Source organism: Pseudoalteromonas sp. S2893, assembly GCF_005887105.1.
Lineage (GTDB): Bacteria > Pseudomonadota > Gammaproteobacteria > Enterobacterales > Alteromonadaceae > Pseudoalteromonas > Pseudoalteromonas atlantica.
In genome coordinates this window covers 1-21,129 of the sequence record NZ_PNCY01000020.1, presented here as the reverse complement: position 1 = coordinate 21,129, position 21,129 = coordinate 1, and the positions used below count along the sequence as shown (strand labels likewise).

Here is a 21,129-nt window from a genome sequence, read left to right as displayed (position 1 = left end):
GCAGAGCAAGCAGAAGCTGAGCGCTTAGAACAAGAGCGTATTGCGCAAGAGCAAGCAGAAGCTGAACGTGCAGAGCAAGAACGTATTGCAGCAGAGGCCGAAGCTGATCGCTTAGAGCAAGAGCGCATTACGGCAGAGCTTGCAAAAGAAGAAGCTAAACTTGCCGAAAAGCCTAAAAAAGAAGGCTTTTTTTCACGTCTTAAAAAAGGGTTATTAAAAACCCGTGTAAATATAGGCTCTGGCTTTGCATCTATTTTTAGTGGTAAAAAAATAGACGATGATTTATTTGAAGATTTGGAAACACAGCTTCTTACCGCCGATTTAGGTGTTGATACCACCATGAAGCTGATTGATAGCCTTACTGATGCCGCCGATCGCAAGCAGCTTAAAGATGGCGATGCGCTTTATGACTTAATGAAGCAAGAAATGGCCGCAATGCTTAAAACAGCTGAGCAACCGCTTGAGATACATGCTGATAAAAAACCATTTGTTATATTAATGGTCGGTGTAAACGGCGTAGGTAAAACGACAACCATTGGTAAGTTAGCTAAGCAATTTCAAAATGAAGGTAAGTCGGTTATGTTGGCCGCAGGTGATACCTTTCGTGCAGCAGCCGTAGAGCAACTGCAAGTGTGGGGCGAGCGTAACAGCATTCCTGTTATTGCCCAGCACACTGGTGCAGATAGTGCCTCGGTGGTGTTTGATGCATTTCAAGCCGCTAAAGCGCGTAATGTAGATGTATTAATTGCTGATACAGCAGGGCGCTTGCAAAATAAAGATAACTTAATGCAAGAGCTTGAAAAAATAGCCCGCGTAATGAAGAAAATTGACCCTGATGCACCGCATGAAGTTATGCTAACCATTGATGCGGGTACAGGTCAAAATGCAATTAGCCAAGTAAACTTATTTAATCAATGTGTTGGTTTAACCGGTATTACCCTCTCAAAACTTGATGGTACTGCTAAAGGTGGGGTTATATTTGCGGTTGCAGATAAATTTAATATTCCTATTCGTTACATTGGTGTTGGCGAAGGTATTGATGATTTACGCGCATTTAAAAGCGATGACTTTATTGACGCTTTATTTAGCCAAGATGAGGATGACGCTTAATACATAAAAGGGAGCTTGCTCCCTTTTTTGGTCTGTTTATCTTTTGAGATTAAACATGCGCTGCCCTTTGGGCTATTTCTTTTTATTGCTAGGTTTTACTTAGTCCTCTGGGCTATAAACCTTGCGCCGCGATTAAATAGGCTCTAGGCAAAGCAAATTTCAATCCTGAAAGGTCAACAGGCCCTAGCTAAGGAATTCCATTTTACTAATTTGGGACTGGCATAATAAAAAATGATAAATTTTCAGCAAGTAAGTAAAACCTATCCGGGTGGGCATCGCGCTCTCGAAAAAGTTACATTTCATATTAAGCCTGGCGAACTGGCTTTTTTAACAGGCCACAGTGGTGCGGGTAAAAGTACCTTATTAAAGCTCATTAGCTTAATGGAGCGCCCCTCTGCAGGCAACGTGCTAATTAATGGTGTTGATTTAAATAAAGTTAATTCTCGGCAAATTCCTTATGCGCGCCGCGATATTGGTATTATTTTTCAAAATCATCGTTTGTTAGAGCGTTACACTGTGTTTGATAACGTTGCACTGCCGTTGATTATTGAAGGCACTCATCATAAACAAATCGCTAAACGAGTCCATGGTGCGCTAGATAAAGTAGGGCTGTTAGATAAAGTTAAATGCCATCCTTCTACACTCTCTGGTGGTGAGCAGCAACGCGTAGGTATTGCCAGAGCGATTGTAAATTCTCCGCCTATTTTATTAGCTGATGAACCAACGGGTAACCTTGACCCCGAGCTCTCTATGGAAATATTAAGGCTATTTGAAGATTTTAATAAACACGGTACGACAGTACTTATAGCAACACACGATCTAGGTCTGGTGTCGCGTTTAAAATACCGTAGCCTGACTTTAAAAGATGGCCGTATGCTTGAAGACCCACTTGCGGAGGGCACGCTGTGAGCTTGTTATTTAAAGGACGCCAAAACTCAAACGATAAACAAAAAAAATCAGCCATAGCTGGCGGTTATTTTTTTATTATTAATATTTTTCGCCAAGGGGTGCACAGTTTAGGTGAAATGTGGCGTACGCCACTTGCATCATTAATGACAATTGCTGTACTTGGGCTAAGTTTAACATTGCCTGCAACGCTTTATTTAGTCGTAAAAAATGTACAGCAAGTCAGTAGCGGGTTTGAAGAAGCCAGTGAAATATCGCTTTTTGTAAAAGAAAGTATGAGCGAACAAGAAACACAAACCTTAGTAAAGCGTTTAGCACTTTACGCCGAGGTAGAAAGTGTTGAATTTATTTCTAAGCAACAAGCATTAACTGAATTTAAAGATGTGTCGGGGTTTGGGCAAGCTTTAGAATACCTAGATAGCAACCCGCTACCCGATGTTGTATTAGTGACACCTACTAAGCGGCATCGCCAGCCTAATGCGGCTAAAGCGCTGCTTACAAAGCTTGAGAACGAGCGCGAAGTAGATTTTGGTAAGCTTGATATTGCTTGGCTTGAGCGCCTAAATGCATTATTAGACTTATTAAAAGAAAGCGTTATCACAATTGCTTTATTACTTCTTACCTCTGTCACGCTTATTATTGGTAATACGATTCGTTTATCGATTATGGACAAAAAAGAAGAAATACAAGTAATGAAGTTAGTAGGTGCTACCAATACGTTTATACACGCTCCGTTTTTGTGGACCGGTATTTGGTATGGCGTTATAGGGGGCTTGTTTGCATTTATTTGTATTGCCTTAATGATGTGGTGGTTAACTAGCGCAGTAAGCAGCGTTGCAGGCGTGTATCAAACAAGCTTTTCGTTAATTGGTTTAACGCTTAATGAGTTTGGCGCATTAGTATTACTAGCAACCAGCTTAGGCTTTATTGGTTCTTACTTATCGGTTAACCGATATATTAAAGAAATTGAGCCTGATAAAGTATAAGTACGGCTGCTAATGGCTGACTCAAAAATGTCATGTTTGTATATTATTATCCTCAAATGAGATTAGTTGTAAATGCGCTGTTACGCTTGCGCTAATCTCTTGCAATCCCTTAGTTCATCACTTATTCAGTCGCATGTAGTAGACTTAACATACACTAAAAAACCGCTTGATTTACGCTTAAAAAAAGTTTTAAATTGGGGTTAGCACTCTTAGAGAAAGAGTGCTAAGATGGTTTCAAATGTTTATCACCGAGGTGAAAAATGAGTAAAGATTTATACGCAATGGCACTTACAGTTGGGCAACAAAGCGCAAGTATGGACGGCTACCTTCAAGCGGTTAGCACAATTCCTATGCTTAAAGCTGAGCAAGAGAAAGAGCTAGCAACACGACTTCAAGAAGAAGGCGATCTTAGTGCTGCAAAGCAACTCATTATGTCGCATTTACGCTTTGTAGCACATATTGCTAAAAGCTACTCGGGTTATGGTTTACCGCAAGCCGACTTAATCCAAGAGGGCAATATAGGCCTGATGAAAGCGGTTAAGCGTTTCGACCCGAGTGTGGGTGTACGTTTAGTGTCTTTCGCTGTACATTGGATTAAAGCAGAAATTCATGAGTTTGTGCTTAAAAACTGGCGCATCGTAAAAGTTGCGACCACTAAAGCGCAACGTAAATTGTTTTTTAATCTTCGTAAAAACAAAAAACGTTTAGGTTGGTTTAACCAAGCTGAAGTAAGCACTGTAGCTAATGAGCTAGGTGTGAGTGAAAAAGAAGTTCGTGAAATGGAATCGCGCATGAGCGGCCAAGACATGGGCTTTGACTTAACGGGCGACGATAACGACGACGCACCAACAAGTACATATTCACCAGTACAATACTTAACAGACGGCTCAGCTGATTTAGCTGACGATATTGAGCAGCAACAATGGCAAGAGCAGTCACATACTCGTTTATTTAGCGCGCTTAAAACGCTAGACGAACGCTCACAAGACATTGTAAGTGCACGCTGGTTGTCTGATGACAAAGCAACACTACAAGAGCTTGCTGAAAAATATAGTGTATCTGCTGAGCGTGTTCGCCAGCTAGAAAAAACAGCGATGAAAAAGCTGCAAAGTGCTATGAGCTAATAGCACAAAAATAGTAAAACTTAAAAAGCCCTGCATTAATATGCGGGGCTTTTGCTTTGTGGCTGTAAGTATTTTAATCAACGTTTTAGCTACTTAATATTGTTTTTGTTAGCTTAGTTGTATGGCTTAAATATACTTAAAATACCGCCTAAAGCTACCTAGCGTTGATCCCTTTACCTTGCGCCTGCGCTAATTGTATATATTTTTTATGCACTAGTTGCGATACCGGAACTAACTCAAAGCCTTGCTCGGTGAGCTCAGGTAGCGCTTGGCGTAAAAAGTCGATGGTTTCTGGGTAGGGGTGGGCAATCGCTATGGCAAAGTGATGTTTAGTCGCTTTATATTTTAGCTCATCCAGCCTTTGCTGCAGTTGCTCAAGCGTGGTTATATTGTCTAAAAACACATGGCGGCCAATATTTTCAACCCCGATAAAATTTGCCGCATTTTGCGCTTGGCTTAAGTCGGTAGTACGGCTATCTAAAAAGAATAAATTACGTTTTTTAAGTACTTCCATAGTCCACTTCATGGCTTGGCTTTGTTGAGTGAGAGCCGACCCCATATGGTTATTAACCCCTTTTACTTGCGGTAAGCTTGCCAATGCGGTGCCTAAAGTTTTTTGTAGCTGTTCTTTATCCATATTTACAGTGAGCCCGCCAGGGCCGAGTGCTTTACCGTTTAAGGCTTGCATAGGTACATGCAATAAAAGCTCTTTATTTGCTTGGCTGGCAAGCGTGGCAAAAATTTGAGAGTAGGGTGTGTGGGGCAAAATTGAATACGACAATTGCCCTGGTAAGGTAAGAAATTCTAAATCTCGCTGATGATAGCCAATATCATCAATTACGATGGCTATTTGCTTTGCCCAAGCAGTGCTAGATACAAAGCAGATAGCCAACAACAGCCATTTTATTATTTTCACGTTTATAGTTTTTATTATCTTTTTAATTTATTAAGGGGACTTTTTAATCTCAGCGCCGGGTAATAAAGCTATCTCAGCAGCCATTTTTAGCGCTAACCGCCTTGAATTTATTAACTTATAGCTAGAGAATAGCAGAATTTAATAGTGTTAATATTTATTCTGTTATTAAATCACTTACCTAGAGTTCAGATTATTTACTATTGCATGCTAAGTAATTGCTTAGCTTTTACTAACTGCAAGTCGCCCAGTATTTCATGTTCAAATTGTGGTGCATTTTTGTTCTGCTCATTTTTTATTATAACGGCTTTATTTGATTGTGGAAGGGTTGCTTGCGCAATTGCTACATCGGGGGTAACTCCTACGCCTTCAATCGATACGCCCGCAGGTGTAAAGTACTTAGCAGTTGTTAATTTTAGCGCTGTATTACCATCACCGAGTGGGATCAAAGATTGCACCGATCCTTTGCCATAAGACTGATTACCAACCACTGTAGCGCGCTGATTGTCTTTTAAAGCAGCGGCGAGTATTTCTGCCGCAGAGGCCGAATTTTCATTAATAAGCACCACAATAGGCAAGCCTTTAAGTATGTCACCTCGTTTAGCGTAGTAGGCTTGGTTAGCGTCGTAATAGCGCCCTTTAGTAGTAACTATAGTGCCGCTTTGTAGAAATAGATCCGCTACCGCCACTGCGCTTTGTAAAGTACCACCTGGGTTGTCACGTAAATCAATGACTAACCCTTTAAGGGGCGTGCGATAATCATTTTTAAGTGCAGCTACCTGCAGCGCCACTTCATGTAAGGTGTGATTAGAAAAATTATTTATGGCTAAATACCCAGTGCCTGAGTCGAGTAATTGGCTAGTGGCGCTTTCTAAGTTTATTTCTTTGCGATTTACGGCAAAGCTAATTGGTTGCTGTTGCCCTGCGCGCTTTATTGTTAGTTTAACCGCGTTAAAGCGGGTATCTTTTATCAACGCAGCTACTTGCTCTAAGCTACGTGTTTGCGTGTTTGTATCATTAACACTAACTATAATATCGCCCGCTAAAATACCGGCCTTTTTGGCTGGGGAGTTTTTAACTACACCGACAATAGTAATGTCACTGTCAATGTCTTTTACTTCAATGCCTACGCCAGTGTAATGGCCATTTGTATTGTTAAACAAAGCGTCTAAGTCATTTTCATTGAGGTATTTAGAATAAGGGTCTAGCTGGTCGAGTAAAATTTCTACTTGCTGATTATTAAAGGCACCCTGCGCACCTTTTGAAAGTGATAAGTCATCAACATAATAGGCTTTAATATTGAAGAGAATTTCAGAAATTTGCTGACTTTTAAGATCTTTAACTGAGCTGGCAAGTAATGAATTGCTAAAACAAAAAATAGCAATACAGGTTAATGCGCACAATAAAAACGAATAGCGCGTACGGGAAGAGGGAAATGAGCGTGTTTGTGGTATTTTTTGAGTCATCAGCTGCTCCTAATGCGGTGCAGCTGTTTTATTCACTTAAATACGTCTGCACCATTTAACAGGATTTACTGCGCGTCCTTTGTGGCGTATTTCAAAGTATAGACCAGAACTCGACTGTCCGCCGCTTTGACCTACTAATGCCAGCGTTTCGCCTTCTCGAACCATGTCGCCCACATCTTTTAATAATGTTTGCGCATGGCCGTATAGGCTCATAAAGCCCTCACCATGATCAACCACAATAACCCAGCCAAAGCCTTTAAGCCAATCAGCAAATACAACTTGGCCATTATTAATGCTGTTTACATTAGTGCCTTCTTTTGCACCAATTAATACGCCTTTCCAGTCTATGCCACCATGTTTGCGCTGACCAAATGTGTGTTTTAGCTTTCCTTTGCTGGGCCAATTAAGCTTGCCTTTACTTTTATTAAGGCCGAGTAATTCAATTTTTTGAGTCTTCTCTTGCTCAAGTTCTTCAATGGTGGTGATTAATGTTTGCTCGTTGTCTTTTAAGTAATTAATCGAGCTTTTAGTGCTATTGAGCTGTGCTTGTAAGTTTTTAAGGTTAGTTTGGCGCTCGCTTTGGGCATTTACTAGCGCGCTTTGGCGTCTTTTTTGTTCTTCAAATAAGGCGGCTAATTTTTGTTTGGTTTTGGCAAGTGCAGCTTGGTTTTCTGCAATTTGTTGTTGTAGTACTTTAAGTTCTTCAATTTGCTCTATGCGCGCTTTATTTAAATAGTTGTAATAGCTTAAGGTACGCTCAAATTTAGCTGTGTCTTGCTGGTTTAAAAGCATTTTGGGGTAGTCGTCGCCCCCAGCCATGTAAGCACTTTTTAGCTGGGCCGCTAAAATGGCTTGAAATTGCGCGTGTTGCGCTTTTAATTGCTGTGCTTTTTGTTGCTGCGTTTGTTGTTTTTGCTCGGTTTCTTTTACTGATTGCTCAGCCATATTGAGAGCTTTAGCGTTTTTAGCTATTTCTAGCTCGTGTTTTTTTAAGTTTTTTTGCAGTGCGGCAATTTTTTTTTGCTGTGCGTTGTACTCTGCTTGGCTTTGTTCTAATGCAGATTGCACTTCAGATAGGTCTTTTTTAGTGCGGTTTTCGTTAGCGGTTGCAGGTGCAACCACTAACGAAACCAATACAAATGTATAAACACTAAACCAATTTACTGGTTTGCTCATGTGTTATTTCAACGTCATGATTGGCGTACCGGTCATTTCGCTTGGTTGCTCCATGCCCATAAGGTGTAGCATAGTAGGTGCTACATCACTTAATGCTTTGCCTTCACTTGGCGTTGCATCGCGTCCTACATAAATAAATGGCACTGGCTCGCTAGTGTGAGCGGTATGAGCTTGGCCCGTGGCAGTATTTGCCATTTGCTCTGCATTACCGTGATCGGCTGTGATAAGCGCTTCACCACCAAACTCATCTAGCGCTTCTACCACGCGGCCTATACATGCATCAACAGCTTCACAGGCTTTAACCGCGGCTTCAAACACACCAGAGTGACCCACCATATCGCCATTCGGGTAATTACAAATAATGGCATCAAACTTACCGCTTTTAATAGCTTCAATAAGTTTGTCGGTTAGCATTTCTGAATTCATTTCTGGCTGAAGGTCGTAAGTGGCAACCTGTGGAGAAGGAATTAATTCGCGTGATTCGCCTTCAAATTCATCTTCGCGTCCGCCACTAAAGAAAAACGTAACATGAGCGTATTTTTCTGTTTCAGAAATACGTAGCTGCGTTTTGCCATTTTTTTCAAGCCATTCACCTAATACGTTTACCAGTGGCGTAGGACCAAACGCGACAGGGGCATCAATATCGGCTGAGTATTCTGTCATCATTACAAATGCGCTTAACTGTGGTGATTTTTTCTTTTCGAACCCATCGAAGCCTGGCTCTACAAAGGCACGGGTGATTTCACGGGCGCGGTCGGCTCTAAAATTAGCAAAGATGATGGTGTCGCCATCATTAATTTGTGCTGCTTCAGTGCCTTGTGGCGTAATGGTGGTTGGTGCTACAAACTCATCGTTTTCGTCGCGCTCATAGGCGGCTTCTAATGCCGATACACCATCGGCATAATTAAATTCGCCTTCACCTAATGCCATTACATTGTAGGCTTTTTCTACACGGTTCCAACGGTTGTCTCTGTCCATGGCGTAATAACGCCCCACAAGAGACGCTAAGCGGCCACAATTAAGCTCGGCAAATAAGGCTTCTATACGCTCTATTGATGCTTTAGCACTGCGCGGTGGTGTATCACGGCCATCTAAAAAGCCATGAAAATATACTACTTTTGCACCGCGTTTAGCGGCTAATTGAATACTCGCGACAATATGATCTTCGTGGCTGTGAACACCACCTGGGCTTAATAAACCCATAATATGCACGGCTTTGCCTGCAGCGACTGCTTTATCGATGTTTTCAACAAGTGCAGGAGTTGAGTCAAATTCGCCATCGTTGATTGCTTTGGTAATGCGAGTGAAGTCTTGATAAACAACACGACCAGCACCTAAATTTACATGGCCTACTTCTGAGTTACCCATTTGCCCTTCAGGTAAGCCTACATCTAAACCTGAGCCTGAAATTAATGTGCGTGGACGGGTTGCCCATAGGTTGTCTAAAACGGGGGTGTTGGCTGCAAGAATCGCATTGCTTTGCTCATCTTCGCGGTATCCCCAACCGTCTAAAATCATTAATACCAGTGGTTTTTTATGCTCTGTCATAATAGCTCCTGAAAATTAGCACCTGTTGATGGGCACTGTGCACCGAAAAGGTTATCTGGTTAGTTTTAGCATACCGTGTTTTAGCGCCAGAATCAGCACTGAGAACAAGATATTAAATTTTTTACTTACTTTCATATATGGGGCGCTTTATGTGTTTTTAAAGCGCAGCAAACTCGCATTTTAACTTGGTTTGGGTATACTTGCGTGGCTAAAGTACAAAATACCTAGAATATTAGGGCGTGTTGCACTTTGGTGGCTGAATTTGCAGCAGTATGTTTGGTTTTTAGGTAAGGCAGAGCCTATGAAGTGTGGTTATTCCCCATAAATAGGCGATAACGTAGCATAAATACCAAACATGCGCTGCCCGTTGGGTTCTTTCTAGGGGCTATTACCTTTTTGTTGCCTACATGGATGTAGGTAAGGGGCGTGAGCAGGACGCGGAAGCTTTGCTTGGTTTTTACTTAGCCCACTAGGTTACAAATCTCGCGCCGCGATTTAATCGCCCCTAGATTGAATAAATTTCAATCCACAAAGGCCAACACGTCCTAGGTTTAGAACATAATTTCATAGTGGAAGTAGAATGGATCAATATATTGAATTTATTACAAATCATCCTATTTTAAGCCTAGCTTGGGTTGGTATTGTATTCCTTATTGTAAGCGGCTGGATAAAGAGTAAGTTTTCAGCAGTGAGAGAAATAAACCCACAGCAATTAACACTTCTTATTAATCGTGAAGATGGCAAAGTAGTTGATATTCGCGCTCAAAAAGAATTTAACGCAGGTCGTATTGCGGGTGCTGAACACTTAAGCCCTGAAAAAGCAAAACAATCTGACTTTTCAAGCCTTGAAAAGCACAAGAGCAAACCCATTATACTAGTATGTGCCACAGGCATGACTGCTCAAGGTATTGCTAATGCAATGCATAAAGCAGGCTTTGAATCGGTTTATGTATTATCAGGTGGTATGGGGTCGTGGCAATCTGCCAGCCTTCCAACTACAACAGGTCGCTAATCAGTTTAGTAGTACCGATAGAGGATTTATTATGAGTAATGTTGTTTTATACACCAAAGCGTACTGTCCATTTTGCCAACGTGCTCTTGCACTTTTAAACAGTAAAGGCGTTGAGTACACAAATATTGATATTGGTGTTCAACCAGAGCTTCGCGATGAAATGATTGCTAAAGCAGGTGGTGCAAGCACAGTACCGCAAATTTTTATTAATGATGAACATATCGGTGGCTGCGACGACATGATGGCTATTGAAGCGCAAGGTAAACTTGACGCTAAGCTAAATGCTTAATTTTAATTATAAAAACTAACACGTAGGAAGCACAATGAACGAAGAAAATCCAAACGCAGCAGCACAAGAAGGTGGCGCACAATTTACTATTCAACGTATTTACACTAAAGATGTATCGTTTGAAACGCCTAACTCGCCTGCGATTTTTCAAAAAGAATGGACGCCAGAAGTTAAACTAGACCTAGACACGCGCTCTAATAAGCTAGACGAAGGTGTGTTTGAAGTGGTTTTAGCACTAACGGTTACTGCTTCTATCGGTGAAGAAACTGCGTTTTTATGTGAAATTCAGCAAGCCGGTATTTTTACAGTTGGTGAGCTTGAAGAAGTACAACTAGCACATATGCTAGGTGCATACTGCCCTAACGTGTTATTCCCATACGCGCGTGAAGCCGTATCTAATCTTGTTAACCGTGGTACTTTCCCACAGCTTAACCTTGCGCCAGTGAACTTTGATGCGTTATTTGCACAATACATGCAACAACGTACTGCGCAAGCTGAGCAGGTTTCAGCAGACGCATAATTTATGAGTACAGCAACTTCAGCTGTTACTGTATTAGGAGCGGGGTCTTACGGCACCGCTCTTGCTATTTGCTTAGCCCGAAATGGTCACCAAGTGACACTTTGGGGTCGCAATAGCGATGACGTTGCCACGCTTGCAGCTGAGCGGAAAAATCAACGTTACCTTCCTGATGTACCATTCCCCGGCACTCTTTTATTACAAGCCGATTTACAACAAGCCGTAGCCAGCAGTGCCATTGTACTTGTGGTTGTGCCAAGCCATGCCTTTGCAGATACATTGCAGCAAATTAAACCTGCGCTGGTTGAAGGTGCGCAAGTTGCGTGGGCAACAAAAGGGCTTGAGCCAAATACTGGTCGCTTGTTACAAGAGGTTGCCCTGCAGGAACTAGGTGATGAAATGCCGCTTGCGGTTTTATCAGGACCAACCTTTGCAAAAGAAATGGCAATGGGGCTACCTACCGCTATATCGGTGTCGTCTACCTCAACGGAGTTTGCGCAACAACTTGCAGATTTACTCCATTGTGGGCGCTCGTTCCGCGTGTACAACAACGATGACTTTATTGGCATTCAGTTAGGTGGCGCGGTTAAAAACGTAATAGCCATTGGTGCTGGTATGTCTGATGGGGTGGGCTTTGGTGCTAATGCACGTACTGCACTGATCACTCGCGGCTTAGCTGAGCTAACGCGCTTAGGGTGTGCCTTAGGTGCAAAGCAAGAAACCTTTATGGGTATGGCTGGACTTGGCGATTTAATCTTAACATGTACCGACAATCAATCGCGCAACCGTCGCTTTGGTTTGGCTTTAGGTAAAGGTGAAGGGGTTGATGCTGCTATTGAGTCTATCGGGCAAGTTGTTGAAGGCTTTAGAAACACAAAAGAAGTGTATTTATTAGCACAACGCGCCGGTGTAGAAATGCCCATTACTGAGCAAATTTATAAAGTACTTTATGAAAATAAAGATATGAAAGAAGCCGCCATGGCACTATTAGGCCGAGAGCAGCGCGCTGAATAAAGTGAGCATATAATGCCCACTTTATTAAAAGCATGAACATACTGTGCTATTAAAAAAACCGACGCTATGTCGGTTTTTTATTGTTTGGTACAAGGTGCTTATTGCGCGTTAGGAAAGCCTAGCTGGCGCCATGATTCATAAACAAATACCGCCACAGCGTTAGATAGGTTCATACTACGGCTATTGGGCTGCATAGGAATGCGCACACGCTGATCGTTAGGCAGCGCTTGAATCATCTCATCGGGGAGACCGCGAGTTTCGGGTCCAAATACTAAGCAATCACCTGCTTGGTAACTGGCCTCGTGATGAAACTGGCTGCCTTTAGTGGTGCATGCATACACTTTTTTAGGTTGGCACTTTTCAAGGTAGGCTTCAAACGAGGCATGGCGCTGTACGTTACTAAACTCGTGGTAATCTAGCCCGGCACGTTTTACTCGCTTATCGTCCCACTCAAAACCTAATGGCTCAATTAAATGCAATGAGTAACCTGTGTTTGCACACAAGCGTATGATATTTCCTGTATTTGGTGGAATTTCAGGTTGATATAAAACGATATCCAGCATAATGCGCCTTTCTATTAATCTATAATTTGACGAGTGGCAGTATACACGAAACCGGTAAAAAAAATGATATACTCGCGCCATTGAATACCGCAAGTAGTGAATATTAACGTGCATCACCGTAGTTACGAATTTTGGGTTAAAACATCAAGCATAGTTACCATGGTTATGGTTAGCTTAATGATAGCCGCTAAAACCTGGGCATGGTTGGCATCGGGTTCAGCTTCTATGCTTGGCTCATTAACCGATTCATTAATGGATATTACCGCCACGGCCATGAGCTTTTTAGTGCTAGGGTATGCACTGCGCCCAGCAGATGACGATCACCGTTTTGGTCATGGCAAAGCAGAAGCCCTAGCCGGACTTGGCCAGGCTGCGTTTATAGCAGGGTCGGGGTGCTTATTGGCGTTTCATGGTATTGAGCGATTATTTAACCCAATTGTGCTTAGTCATTCACTGTTAGGTGTGTGGGTGAGTATATTTGCTATTGCTTGTACGTTAGTGATTGTGTTTTTTCAGATCAAAGTGGTTAAGCATACCGAATCCATCGCTATTAAAGCAGACTCGGTGCATTACAAAGGGGATTTAATTTTAAATGCCGCGGTATTACTTGCTATTTTGCTCTCGTACTATGGGGTGTTATACGCAGATCCGCTGTTTGCCATAGGCGTTGCCGGTTACTTACTTTATAACAGTTGGGATATTGCGTGTGAGAGTGCCGATCATCTTATGGATAAAGAACTCCCAGATGACGAAAAGCAAAGTATTTTAGATATTGCTAACGCACATAAAGATGTACACGGTGTACATGATATTCGCACTCGCCAAGGCGGTAAAATTAAGTTTATGCAAATGCACTTAGAGCTTGATGATCATTTAAGTTTAATACGTGCCCACAATGTGGCTGACGATGTAGAAAAGGCGCTTGCCGAGCGCTTTGACTCTGAGGTTGATATTTTAATTCATCTAGATCCGCTTTCGGTGGTACCTAAGTATCAAACGAAGAACAAAACTGATACAAGCGCATAAGCATAGGTTTTCTAATTTCGTCGCGTTCAAACAATAACTCGTGTTTAGCCTCAGCAAAGCTTTTCAGCTCGGCATTAGGGAGCCTATTTACGAGCTTTTGTTGCGCGTTGTTATCAACCACTTCATCGTTTTGTGCGCTGGCAATAAAAATAGGGAGGTTGATTGTGTGGGTATCCACGGCAGACATAAAAGCAAAGCTTGCATTTAACCAGCCATATGTAACGCCGCCTAACTGTAAAAGAGGCTGTTGCTGATAAGTGAGCCTAAATAGGTTGTACCGCACTTGGCTGCTGGTTAAGGTATTAAGCGCAAATTCTTCTGGGTTGTAATCGTTTTGCCCTAGCGCATAACTGTAGCCAAAACCGAGCTTTGTGGCGGCGCGGGCTATAAATTTAGCCACCGGTTTAGGAATACCTTTAGTGTAAATATCAAACATGGGCGCTGATAAAAACGCACCGCTGAAAGTATGCGGGTAATTTGCAAAATAATCGTACGCTATAGCGCCGCCCATAGAGTGGGCTAATAATATTTTTTTGCCTTGCCAGTGCTTATTTACAATATGTTGATTAAATAAATCTAAGTCGGCACTGTAGTCACTAAAGCGTTTTACATACCCTTTGTGCTTATTTTTTAACGGTCGATACGAGCGGCCTTGCCCTTGGTGGTCGGCTATAAATACCGCATAGTTATTAGTGTAAAGCTCCCACAGCAGCTCTTTGTATTTTTCAAGCCCTTCTATGCGCCCAGAGCTAATTACTATGGCAGTGTTAGCTGTTTCTGGCACTGCGTAAGCAAAAAACAGTTTACCTTCAGATGCATTAAAATAGTTTTTATTAAGTACATTTTCGTAAAAGTGATTAATGCGTGCTTGGTTACTTTCAAGCGCTGATTCGGTACTGTAAAACATGCTTACTCTTTAATTAGTGGCAGGGTGATATTGGCACAAAGCCCGCCTTTTTCTTTATTAGATAGCGCTAAACTACCGCCGTGGGCAATAATAGCATTTTTAGCGATAGCTAAGCCAAGCCCTGTGCCGCCACTTACTCTGTCGCGAGCGTCTGATTGCCTAAAAAAGGGCTCACAAAGCTTGCTCAGTTGCTCATTTGGAACGCCAGGGCCATCGTCGCAAATCTCTATATAGATTTGGTTGTTATAGTGTACGTTAAAGCTAATGTTGCTGTGCGCGTATTTTATTGCGTTACGTAATAGGTTTTCGAGTGCGCTGGCAATTAATGATTCATCGCAGCTTAGCATTACATCGGCATTGCCACTAAAAGTAAGTGTTTTAGTATTTTGCTTTGCTTCAAACTGCGCATCGTTTAATACGTGCTCTACTATATCTTTTAACGATTGCTTTTGTAGTGACAGTGTTTGGCTTTGCGCTTCTAAACGCGACACTTGCAGTACGTCGGCAATCATTTTATCAAGCTGGTTTGCTTCTTTTTCTATACGTAATAAATACGATTGGCTTGCCTCGTTGGCTTGCATTTGTGCAAGGCCTGTTGCCATTTTTAAACGCGTAAGCGGGGAGCGTAATTCATGAGATATATCAGCCAGTAAGCGCTTTTGGGCACTAATAAGTTGCTCAAGCTGATTAGCCATGCTGTTAAAGTCGCGCCCAAGTACCCCTAACTCGTCTTTTCTGCTTGCAGGTATGGCAACTCGCGCTGACAAATCGCCAGATGAAAGTTTTATAGCTGCTTTTTTAAGGCTGTTAATTGGGGCGATTAAATTGCGGCTAAAAATAAAACTCAGGATTAAAGAGGCAAAAATAGCCACGAGTACTTTCATCCAATTCGGCATTAACTTGAAGCGCATGAGCAAAGGAGGTTGGTGGTTAATGTCTATTTCGTAGAGGTAAAACTGCCCCTCTGGCACGCTAATATTAACAGGGCCGAAAGCTTGGTATTTTTCGGTAAAAATGACCTGTGGCGCCAAGTTTTGACTAAAGCTAAGTAAGTTTAAATCTATTTCAGCGGGGATCTCTTTATTGCTTAATGCGTCTTCGGGTTGTGCCGCGCCTAAAAATAAAATTTTTCGTTTTGAAAGCCTAGGGTGCGATAAAACATCAGCAAGGGTGCGTTTGTGCTTAGTGGCGCTTCGCTCAATGCTTTTAGCAGTATAAATTAGGTTTTTTTTCATTGGCCCACGCAAAGGCTCGGTGCTTACTGCATTAATTGCCGTAATGTTGCTTAAAAATATAAGCGCAGCCACTGTGCCTGTTATTGTTAGCCAAAACCAAATAAATATTTTAAAAAATAAATAATGTCGAGGGTGCTTTAGCCATGCAAAGTAATGTTTATTACTCACCTTGGATGAAGACATAACCTGTACCTCGCATTGTTTTTATTCGCTCGCCTTGAATATGCTCAGCTATTTTTTTTCGAATATTGCTAACGTGCATATCAATTGAGCGGTCGAACGAAGCTAAGCGCCTGCCTAATACTTCTTCACTTATTTGCTCTTTACTGACAACTTCGCCGGCGTTTTTGATTAATAACACCAGTACTTCGTACTCTGTGCCAGTAAGCGTGAGGGTGTGCTCGTTAATAGCGGCCTCTCGGGCTGCCAAATTAACTGTAATGCCATTTATATTCATTTTGCTAGGCGTTGCAACGTTTAGGCTATTTATGTGCTCTATACGGCGGGTAATGGCTTTTACACGGGCAAGTAACTCACGGTGGTTAAAGGGCTTGGGTATGTAATCGTCTGCGCCTAGCTCTAAGCCAAAAATGCGGTCAAAGTCTTCGCCTTTTGCAGTAAGCATAATAACCGGTGTTAGCTTTGTTTGCCTAAGTTGTTTAAGTACTTCAAAGCCATCAAGGGTGGGGAGCATGACATCAAGCAATATCAGCGCGTAGTCATTTGATAGAGCAAGCTTTAAACCTTGCTCACCATCGTGAACGCTTTGTACGTCAAAACCTTGCGCGGCTAAATATTCAGTAAGTAGTTCGCACAAACCGGTGTCGTCATCAATCATTAATAGCTTCATTTCAAACCCTTAGGCAATTTCTATATGGTTATTTTACTTCTTAAATTGTGCAAAAGTGAATCTTTACACAACCTTTACACTGCTTTGCGTTACTTTGCGTTGCAAGAGGTATAGTTAACTCACTGGCTAAGCAGCCACAACCAAATTCAATCCATCCAATATTAAGGTGATGATTATGACTAAAGTAAATACACTTTCAAAATTAGTACTTATTTGTGGTCTAGCAACGGCTACACTTGGCGCCGGTAGCGTATTAGCAAAAGGCGGCATGCACGATAAGCAAGGCCATTCTCAAGCGCGTTTTTTATTATCTGAGCGCGGTGCCGACAAGCTTGATTTAACGCAAGAACAGCAAACTAAGCTTGAAGCTATTTTTGAAGCGCAAAAAACACAGATGAAAGCACTGCGCGGCGATGATAAAGAAGCCCGTAAAGCACAGCGCAAGGCTCAAAAAGAGAAAATGGATGCTCTACTTAGCGCACCAACATTTGACGAAAACGCTGCAAAAGAGCTATTAGCTGCACGCCACGAAAAAGGCACTGAGTTTGGCTTAATTAAGCTAAAAACACAGCATCAAGTAATGCAGGTACTTAACGCAGAGCAGCAAGAAAAGTTTGCAAAAATGCAAAAGCGTATGGGTAAAAAACACCGTAAGCAAAGAGACTAATTTATAGATTACACACTAAAAAGCCAGCTTAATGCTGGCTTTTGTCGTTTAAGAGGGTGAAAAACGCTTATTTAAAAAAGTCGTCATCGTTTTTTGCCATCATCTCTTCAATATCTTCAATCATATCTTGGCTAATTTGGTTAGCCGAGGTAATAGGCGTTGATATTTTATTGTTCTCAAAAGACCATTCACCTAAATCAATAAGCTGACAACGCTTAGAACAAAAAGGACGATGTAGGCTTTGCTGTGACCATTCAACTTTGTTTTTACAGGTTGGACAGTTAACAATTGTTGGCATACTTTACTCTCTACAATGTGTTTTAGCCCTAATTAGGGCTATCACTTTTACATATTGGTTACGCGATTAATTTCAGCCAGAGACGTTAAACCATCGGCGGCTTTTCGTAAACCCGATAATCGCAAGTTATTAAACCCAGCTTGTAGCGATACCTCTGCGATTTCGAGCGAGTTGCCACCGCGCATAATAATTTGTGCAATTTCAGGGGTAATTTGCATTACTTCGTAAATACCCACACGGCCTTTGTAACCATCGGTGCAATTTTCGCAGCCTTTGGGTGCGTATAGTGTCATATCTTCAATTTGTGTTGTGCTAAATCCTTGACGAGCCAATTCTTCTGCTGGCAGTGTTTCTGGGGTTTTACACTTAGGGCATAAACGCCTAGCTAAGCGCTGGGCAATAATCAAACTTATAGAGCTTGCAACGTTATACGCAGGCACGCCCATATTTAATAAACGCGTTATGGTTTCGGGTGCTGAGTTGGTATGTAGTGTAGATAACACTAAGTGACCTGTTTGCGCCGCTTTAATTGAAATTTCTGCGGTTTCTAGGTCACGTATTTCACCTACCATCACTACATCTGGATCTTGACGTAAAAATGCACGCAGGGCGTTAGCAAAGGTCATTTCGGCTTTCGGGTTAATTTGTACTTGGTTAACCCCTTCAAGGTTTATCTCAACCGGATCCTCGGCGGTACTAATGTTACGCTCTGGCTGGTTAAGTATATTTAAACCGGTATAAAGCGATACGGTTTTACCAGAGCCCGTTGGGCCGGTAACTAGTATCATGCCTTGCGGTTGCCCAAGCGCATCCATATAAAGCTTTTTCTGATCCTCTTCGTAACCTAATACATCAATACCTAGCATAGCGCTTGATGAATCAAGAATACGCATTACTATTTTTTCGCCCCATAACGTAGGCATAGTACTTACACGAAAATCGATGCTTTTACGCTCGGTAATTTTTAATTTAATACGGCCATCTTGTGGTTTACGTTTTTCAGCAATATCGAGCCTCGACATTACTTTGATACGCGCCGATAGCTTACTTGCTAATGTATTGGGTGGGTTGGCAACTTCATGCAAAATACCGTCAATACGAAAGCGAATACGGTATTTGTGCTCGTAAGGTTCAAAGTGTAAATCAGAAGCGCCTTTTTTAATGGCATCCATTAAAATTTTATTGATATAAACAATGATTGGCGCATCGTCTTTATCATCATCTTTAGGTGTGGTTTCTTTAGGGCCTTCAGTATCTAAGTCGGCAAACTCTTTAAATTCATCGGCGCTTAAATCTAAGCTGCCTGCAGCATCAAGTAGTTGCTCAATTTTGCTATCCAGCTGAATATAGTCAACCACGACTATTTCGCACGATAAGCCGGTGCTAAATTCAAAGTTTTCAAAGGCACCGTAGTCAGTTGGATCTGAGGCGGCAATGTATACTTTTCTGCCTTTTTGAACCAGCGGTAAAATATGGTGTTTACGTATTAGTTTTTCTTTGATTAAGTCCTCGGGGATTTGTGCAGGGTCGAAGTCTTTTAAATCAAAATACGGTACGCGAAATAAGTCTATACATTGTTCAGCTAAGTCGTTGCTGTCAATTTTTCCACATTTAGATATAAGCTCAGCGGTTGAGGCAAACTCTTGCTGTTTTGCTTTTACGGTATCGGCATCAATGCGGCCAAGCGTTATAAATTTTCTTAATAACGGTGAGTTAATATTCATTGCGCACCTATTTTAGTCCTTCAATAGTTAACAATTTATCAGAAAAAAGCAGGTGATTAAATTCGTCGTGCTTATCAACACCTTTTTTGCTAACCAAATTACGAGTTTATGTTGTTATGACCGCATTAAGGGGCATTAGTTGTATTTTATACTGCATATTGTAGGTAATTTTTATGAAGAACAACAAGTTCTGCATGAACAAGTGATAAATCGCGGTCATTATTTAGAATATCATCGGCTTTTTGTTGTTTTTCTTCCCGTGGCATTTGTGACGCTATAATGCTATTTACCTGCTCAAGGCTAATATTGTCGCGTTTTATAGTACGTTCAATCTGCACAGACTGTGGTACATCAATTAATAAAGTACGGTTGCAGTATTTGTTAAGTTTATTTTCAAACAATAATGGTGCAACCAATACAACATAAGCACTGCTTGCATTATTTAAATCGGTGAGTGTTTTCTCCCGAATAAGCGGGTGTAATAGTGCGTTAAGCCACTCTTTATCATCATTGTTGGTAAATATTTTAGTGCGCAGCGCTGCTCTGTTTAATGTGCCATCGGGTAGTAAAATACCCTCGCCAAAGTGTTCAATAATTGCATTTAGCCCTGTGCTATTAGGGGCCACTACTTGGCGGGCAATAATATCGGCATCAACAACGCAAATACCCAGTTCTTCAAACATATTACTAACAGCCGTTTTACCGCAGCCAATACCGCCTGTTAAACCCAATACCCAATTGTTTATTTTAGTTGCTGGCTCATTCATACTAATAACCAATTAAATTAAAATACGCAGCTTGAATTTGAGCGCCCCACAGCAGGGTTATCCAACCCGCGATAGCTAAGTAGGGGCCAAATGGGATAGGGGTTGCTTTGTCTTTACCTTGGATACTTAAAAGGGCAATACCAATAATGGCGCCCACCACACTTGAAAGCAAAATAATGGTTAATAGTGACTGCCAGCCAAGCAGTGCGCCAAATACGGCCAGTAACTTAAAATCGCCATAGCCCATGCCTTCTTTACCGGTTAATAGCTTAAATAACCAAAACACACTCCACAGGCTTAAATAGCCGCATGCGGCCCCTACTATCGCATCGCCAGGGCTTATTGTTATACCCATTACAGCGGCTATAAGCGCAAGCCATACTAAAGGCAAAGTGAGCTGGTCAGGCAGTAGCATGTGGTCAATATCAATAAAGGTGAGCGCCACTAAAATCCAGGTAACAAAAATATATAAAAGGGCGTTTTCAGTAGCCCCAAAACTGTAGGCAATAACTAAACTTAATAGTGCGGTAATGGCTTCAACTATCGGGTAACGCGCTGATATAGGGTTACTGCAATTAGCACATTTACCTTTAAGTACAATCCAACTAATAATAGGAATATTCTGCCAAGGCTTAATGGCGGTTTTGCATTTAGGGCAGGTAGAATTAGGTTTTACTAAATTAAATGGCTCACTGTTACTGGCTTGTGTAGGTTTGGTTGTTAGCTCATCTTCTAATAGTAACCTGCATTCACTTTGCCATTCTCGCTGCATCATTAACGGCAGTCGATAAATAACTACATTTAAAAAACTACCTACACATAAACTAACTAAGCCAACGGTGGTTAAATAAAACCACTGTTGACTTTGCATCGCAGTGGTTATATCAAGAAAAAAATTTTCCATTAAAATACCTAACTTCAGGCCATTTATAGGCCAATTTTATTTTGCTTTGTTGAATAGTTCTTACTATTCATTTTATCTTGCGAGCTATTAATTAGCGTTTGAAATTTTGCTTACAGCTTACAGCTTA

The 21,129-nt window shown here is 41.6% G+C and carries 22 protein-coding genes; 10 read left to right on the top strand and 12 right to left on the bottom strand.

What is annotated here, in order from left to right; translation table 11 throughout:
* The 4 genes from ftsY to rpoH form a co-directional block, all read left to right on the top strand.
* A partial coding sequence (gene ftsY, locus CWC04_RS12010) for a signal recognition particle-docking protein FtsY (protein WP_138685538.1) occupies nucleotides 1-1,110 on the top strand: 1,110 nt, incomplete at its 5' end.
* 231 nt (nucleotides 1,111-1,341) lie between these two features.
* Nucleotides 1,342-2,019: a cell division ATP-binding protein FtsE gene (gene ftsE / locus CWC04_RS12005; protein ID WP_004588623.1), complete on the top strand. Its 678-nt coding sequence runs from the start codon at nucleotides 1,342-1,344 to the stop codon at nucleotides 2,017-2,019.
* Complete coding sequence (gene ftsX / locus CWC04_RS12000; RefSeq protein ID WP_004588622.1) at nucleotides 2,016-3,002, top strand: permease-like cell division protein FtsX; 987 nt, start codon at nucleotides 2,016-2,018, stop codon at nucleotides 3,000-3,002. Before ftsE ends, ftsX begins: the two co-directional genes overlap by 4 nt.
* Before the next feature lie 260 nt (nucleotides 3,003-3,262).
* Entirely contained in the window at nucleotides 3,263-4,126 is an 864-nt protein-coding gene (gene rpoH / locus CWC04_RS11995) for an RNA polymerase sigma factor RpoH (RefSeq protein WP_004588621.1), read from the top strand.
* 154 nt (nucleotides 4,127-4,280) lie between these two features.
* Here rpoH and CWC04_RS11990 read toward each other — a convergent pair whose 3' ends face one another.
* From CWC04_RS11990 to gpmM, 4 genes are all read right to left on the bottom strand, one after another.
* Nucleotides 4,281-5,042 carry a divergent polysaccharide deacetylase family protein gene (locus CWC04_RS11990; RefSeq protein ID WP_138685537.1) on the bottom strand — a complete coding sequence of 254 codons (762 nt, stop codon included), beginning with the start codon at nucleotides 5,040-5,042 and terminating at the stop codon, nucleotides 4,281-4,283.
* 197 nt (nucleotides 5,043-5,239) lie between these two features.
* A complete protein-coding gene (locus CWC04_RS11985; RefSeq protein WP_138685536.1) occupies nucleotides 5,240-6,505 on the bottom strand; it encodes a S41 family peptidase in 1,266 nt (421 codons plus the stop codon).
* Nucleotides 6,506-6,541: 36 nt separating this feature from the next.
* Nucleotides 6,542-7,681: a murein hydrolase activator EnvC family protein gene (locus CWC04_RS11980; protein ID WP_138685535.1), complete on the bottom strand. Its 1,140-nt coding sequence runs from the start codon at nucleotides 7,679-7,681 to the stop codon at nucleotides 6,542-6,544.
* 3 nt (nucleotides 7,682-7,684) lie between these two features.
* On the bottom strand, nucleotides 7,685-9,229 hold the full coding sequence (gene gpmM / locus CWC04_RS11975) for a 2,3-bisphosphoglycerate-independent phosphoglycerate mutase (RefSeq protein WP_138685534.1): 1,545 nt from the start codon (nucleotides 9,227-9,229) through the stop codon (nucleotides 7,685-7,687).
* A gap of 580 nt (nucleotides 9,230-9,809) precedes the next feature.
* Between gpmM and CWC04_RS11970 the strand changes: the two genes are divergently transcribed.
* From CWC04_RS11970 to gpsA, 4 genes are read left to right on the top strand one after another with little or no spacing between them, the layout of a single operon-like run.
* Nucleotides 9,810-10,241, top strand: coding sequence for a rhodanese-like domain-containing protein (locus CWC04_RS11970; protein WP_138685533.1), 432 nt, complete (start codon nucleotides 9,810-9,812; stop codon nucleotides 10,239-10,241).
* A gap of 31 nt (nucleotides 10,242-10,272) precedes the next feature.
* A complete protein-coding gene (gene grxC, locus CWC04_RS11965) occupies nucleotides 10,273-10,530 on the top strand; it encodes a glutaredoxin 3 (protein WP_004588615.1) in 258 nt (85 codons plus the stop codon).
* Nucleotides 10,531-10,564: 34 nt separating this feature from the next.
* Entirely contained in the window at nucleotides 10,565-11,050 is a 486-nt protein-coding gene (secB, locus tag CWC04_RS11960; RefSeq protein ID WP_138685532.1) for a protein-export chaperone SecB, read from the top strand.
* Nucleotides 11,051-11,053: 3 nt separating this feature from the next.
* Nucleotides 11,054-12,061 (top strand): NAD(P)H-dependent glycerol-3-phosphate dehydrogenase, encoded by a 1,008-nt coding sequence (gene gpsA / locus CWC04_RS11955; protein ID WP_138685531.1) that lies wholly within the window; start codon nucleotides 11,054-11,056, stop codon nucleotides 12,059-12,061.
* Nucleotides 12,062-12,159: 98 nt separating this feature from the next.
* On the opposite strand, the gene trmL is transcribed toward gpsA, so the two are convergent.
* The gene (gene trmL, locus CWC04_RS11950; RefSeq protein ID WP_004588612.1) at nucleotides 12,160-12,624 is read right to left on the bottom strand and encodes a tRNA (uridine(34)/cytosine(34)/5-carboxymethylaminomethyluridine(34)-2'-O)-methyltransferase TrmL; all 465 of its coding nucleotides are present in this window, start codon (nucleotides 12,622-12,624) and stop codon (nucleotides 12,160-12,162) included.
* A 108-nt stretch (nucleotides 12,625-12,732) separates the two neighbouring features.
* On the opposite strand from trmL, the gene CWC04_RS11945 reads away from it, so the two are divergent.
* Nucleotides 12,733-13,650 (top strand): cation diffusion facilitator family transporter, encoded by a 918-nt coding sequence (locus CWC04_RS11945; protein WP_029773365.1) that lies wholly within the window; start codon nucleotides 12,733-12,735, stop codon nucleotides 13,648-13,650.
* Here CWC04_RS11945 and CWC04_RS11940 read toward each other — a convergent pair.
* The 3 genes from CWC04_RS11940 to CWC04_RS11930 are packed head-to-tail and all read right to left on the bottom strand — an operon-like array spanning nucleotide 13,610 to nucleotide 16,642.
* Nucleotides 13,610-14,557 carry an alpha/beta fold hydrolase gene (locus CWC04_RS11940; protein WP_138685530.1) on the bottom strand — a complete coding sequence of 316 codons (948 nt, stop codon included), beginning with the start codon at nucleotides 14,555-14,557 and terminating at the stop codon, nucleotides 13,610-13,612. The two genes, CWC04_RS11945 and CWC04_RS11940, sit on opposite strands and share 41 nt — an antisense overlap.
* Before the next feature lie 2 nt (nucleotides 14,558-14,559).
* Nucleotides 14,560-15,975: an ATP-binding protein gene (locus tag CWC04_RS11935; protein ID WP_039972343.1), complete on the bottom strand. Its 1,416-nt coding sequence runs from the start codon at nucleotides 15,973-15,975 to the stop codon at nucleotides 14,560-14,562.
* On the bottom strand, nucleotides 15,953-16,642 hold the full coding sequence (locus CWC04_RS11930; protein ID WP_004588608.1) for a response regulator: 690 nt from the start codon (nucleotides 16,640-16,642) through the stop codon (nucleotides 15,953-15,955). Before CWC04_RS11930 ends, CWC04_RS11935 begins: the two co-directional genes overlap by 23 nt.
* Before the next feature lie 175 nt (nucleotides 16,643-16,817).
* Between CWC04_RS11930 and CWC04_RS11925 the strand changes: the two genes are divergently transcribed.
* On the top strand, nucleotides 16,818-17,309 hold the full coding sequence (locus tag CWC04_RS11925) for a Spy/CpxP family protein refolding chaperone (RefSeq protein WP_004588607.1): 492 nt from the start codon (nucleotides 16,818-16,820) through the stop codon (nucleotides 17,307-17,309).
* 67 nt (nucleotides 17,310-17,376) lie between these two features.
* Here the strand turns inward: CWC04_RS11925 and yacG are convergent, their stop codons facing one another.
* The 4 genes from yacG to CWC04_RS11905 form a co-directional block, all read right to left on the bottom strand.
* A complete protein-coding gene (gene yacG / locus CWC04_RS11920; protein ID WP_138685529.1) occupies nucleotides 17,377-17,607 on the bottom strand; it encodes a DNA gyrase inhibitor YacG in 231 nt (76 codons plus the stop codon).
* 47 nt (nucleotides 17,608-17,654) lie between these two features.
* Nucleotides 17,655-19,331: a type IV-A pilus assembly ATPase PilB gene (pilB, locus tag CWC04_RS11915; protein WP_138685528.1), complete on the bottom strand. Its 1,677-nt coding sequence runs from the start codon at nucleotides 19,329-19,331 to the stop codon at nucleotides 17,655-17,657.
* A 146-nt stretch (nucleotides 19,332-19,477) separates the two neighbouring features.
* On the bottom strand, nucleotides 19,478-20,098 hold the full coding sequence (gene coaE, locus CWC04_RS11910) for a dephospho-CoA kinase (protein WP_138685527.1): 621 nt from the start codon (nucleotides 20,096-20,098) through the stop codon (nucleotides 19,478-19,480).
* A 1-nt stretch (nucleotide 20,099) separates the two neighbouring features.
* Nucleotides 20,100-21,002: a prepilin peptidase gene (locus CWC04_RS11905; RefSeq protein WP_138685526.1), complete on the bottom strand. Its 903-nt coding sequence runs from the start codon at nucleotides 21,000-21,002 to the stop codon at nucleotides 20,100-20,102.
* Between the last annotated feature and the right edge of the window lie 127 nt (nucleotides 21,003-21,129).